Raw genomic sequence first — 2,231 nt, 5'->3', positions numbered from 1 at the left:
TATCCTTTACGACTACATGGTCAAGTGCATGCAGGAGTTAGCGAAAGCGGAACCTGATATCGATGCACTCCTGCCTTGGAACTTCAAACACTAACAATATCGCCCCGTGGGTTCATGGGGCGGATACTTTGTTATGGAGGATAGGAAAATGAGTGAGGTCCCCAAGTCACCGTGCATTAGACAGTGCTGTTTAGATGAAATGGATATTTGTTTGGGATGTTTCAGATCGTTGAATGAAATTATTGACTGGCATTCTTCAACGATAATTGAAAAGAACAAGATTCTTATCGCATGCCGTCAAAGAAGGGAATTGGCTCAAAAATCGAGGTTTTAGCTTTCTCTAAAAGTATTACTGGTGATAATTTTGTCTAAGTTGGCTGAGAATTTGTTAGAAAATGAGCATATAAAAACGGCCCTTGACGTCGTGGGCCGCTGATATTTAGTAATGCAAGGCTAGTGCTCAGGTGTTTCTAGCAGCTTAATTGCACTTTCAACTGCATTATTGATCGCTTGGTCATTTTCAAGTTTTCCTGAACTTGCTGGCCCAAGAGCTCTAGAGTATAGAGCTAATTGTTTGTCCAAAGGCAAGCCCAACTGTTCATACAGATTTTCGCGAATTTTTGCATGTTGTTCAGGGTCTTGGTTTGCAAGGCTAATAAGTGTTTCATAAATAAGAGCTTTCATATCATGTCCATTTTATTATAGTTAACTTGGTGCGTATGGATTATAGCTGAGCCCTTAATGTAAATCTTGTGCAACAATCACATAACAAACGGCTCAAGAGGGATTGCCAACGCTTGGCGATTTTAGTGCAAAATTGAAGTTCAGTGTTTACAGTGTGTTTTTTGAGTTCGGCAATGCGTTGTCAACCCCTTAGCCGGGCGTTATGGCTCCCAAATTGAGTTGGTCACGAATGTCGATAAATTGGTTCAAATTGGAGTACCATTCTGTGATTACACTGATTTGAAGAACACGATGACAATTCCAATTAAAAATGTATCTAGTACGGAAATTTCTTGCTCAAACTGTCAGGCTTGTTGCTGTCGTTTAGAGGTCATGATCATTACAGATACCGGTGTGCCAGAGCAACACATTGCTTTCGACCAATGGGGTGGGGAAACCATGCTACGTTTGGCGGATGGTTGGTGCTCAGCTTTAGACCGAGAAACATTCATGTGCACGATTTATGAGAATCGACCTTGGATTTGTCGAGAGTTTGAAATGGGCTCTTATGAATGTCGAGATGAAAGGTCAGATTTACCTTGAAAGTTTTGTTCGATAAATCAGAGAGTTGTTAGCCATAACAAACGGTTAAAGAGGGACTGCCAACGCGTGGCGGTTTGTGTTCAAATCGGCCTTTGTGATTACGGTGGTTATTTGGAGTTCAGTGGTTTGCGTTGTCAGCCCCTTAACCGGGCGTTATGTGTTGGATGAGTTTTTAAGGTCAAAGCTACGATTTCATTGAGAATTCGTTCCGTATTTTCGGCAAGTTGGCTTGGTCGAAATGGATTCTTGAACAACCTGAGATTGATCGTTTTTAAGGTTCTTGGGCTGCCTCAATTGAGTTTTGGATCTGGTTTGTGTTGAATTTCGTCAGTTTCAAATCGCTTTAATTGAAATGTCTTTTTGACTGATTTGCTTGCTGATATTCAACTCTGAAAATCTGGTGAAGCAAAAGGTTTTGTTGTAGCTGAAAGGGCGCTTTCTTTGTTGTTGATTCTGCAAGTGGCTCTCTTTGGCTAAGATCGCTGTGAAATTTAGGTTTTGGTAAGCATTGGTTTTTCACGTAACTTATTAAAATTCCTTCGTTTCTACGGTGGTTTACTTTGAATTCACGGTAAAATTCACATAACAAACAATTTAAGTGGATTCTCAACGCGTGGCAGTTTTACTATGCGTCAGGTAAAGTGTTTACGGTGCAATGCAGTGGCTTGGCCAGTGCGTTGTTCACCACTTAATTGGGCGTTAGCTTAAAACAAGTAAATTAAATTGGTTGTGGTCTGTTCTTTCTTCCTTTGGCCATTCGTTCTGGTTTCTCGGCAAATCAGCATTGTTTGCCAACGCAAGTTTTGAGCAGTTGCCTCAATTGAATTTTGGGATTGCTGCGAGGTTAGCAAGCTTGGCGCAAAGTCGCTTTGGAAGTTTTGCTTTCGCTTTGGGTTTCCCGAAAGTGATTTATCAAAATTTTCGGGTTTTCAAATCGCATGAAAGGCCACAAAATTTGAACCAAT

At 41.0% G+C, this 2,231-nt stretch carries 4 protein-coding genes; 3 read left to right on the top strand and 1 reads right to left on the bottom strand.

Annotation, left to right across the window (positions count from 1 at the left end):
• Window positions 1-133 precede the first annotated feature (133 nt).
• Window positions 134-334, top strand: a complete 201-nt coding sequence (locus UF06_RS24805) for a DUF1289 domain-containing protein (protein ID WP_082069745.1) — start codon at window positions 134-136, stop codon at window positions 332-334.
• A 119-nt stretch (window positions 335-453) separates the two neighbouring features.
• On the opposite strand, the gene UF06_RS16725 is transcribed toward UF06_RS24805, so the two are convergent.
• On the bottom strand, window positions 454-684 hold the full coding sequence (locus UF06_RS16725; RefSeq protein WP_013868597.1) for a PAS factor family protein: 231 nt from the start codon (window positions 682-684) through the stop codon (window positions 454-456).
• Window positions 685-975: 291 nt separating this feature from the next.
• Here UF06_RS16725 and UF06_RS24800 point away from each other — a divergent pair, with 291 nt between their 5' ends.
• Window positions 976-1,266, top strand: coding sequence for a YkgJ family cysteine cluster protein (locus tag UF06_RS24800; protein ID WP_026028227.1), 291 nt, complete (start codon window positions 976-978; stop codon window positions 1,264-1,266).
• 784 nt (window positions 1,267-2,050) lie between these two features.
• On the top strand, window positions 2,051-2,231 hold a 181-nt coding region (locus UF06_RS27210), incomplete at its 3' end, for a hypothetical protein (protein ID WP_082069744.1).

Source organism: Vibrio sp. S234-5 (assembly GCF_000960595.1).
GTDB lineage: Bacteria > Pseudomonadota > Gammaproteobacteria > Enterobacterales > Vibrionaceae > Vibrio.
Note: the sequence above shows the minus strand (reverse complement) of the source record. Positions and strands in the feature narration are given on the sequence as shown.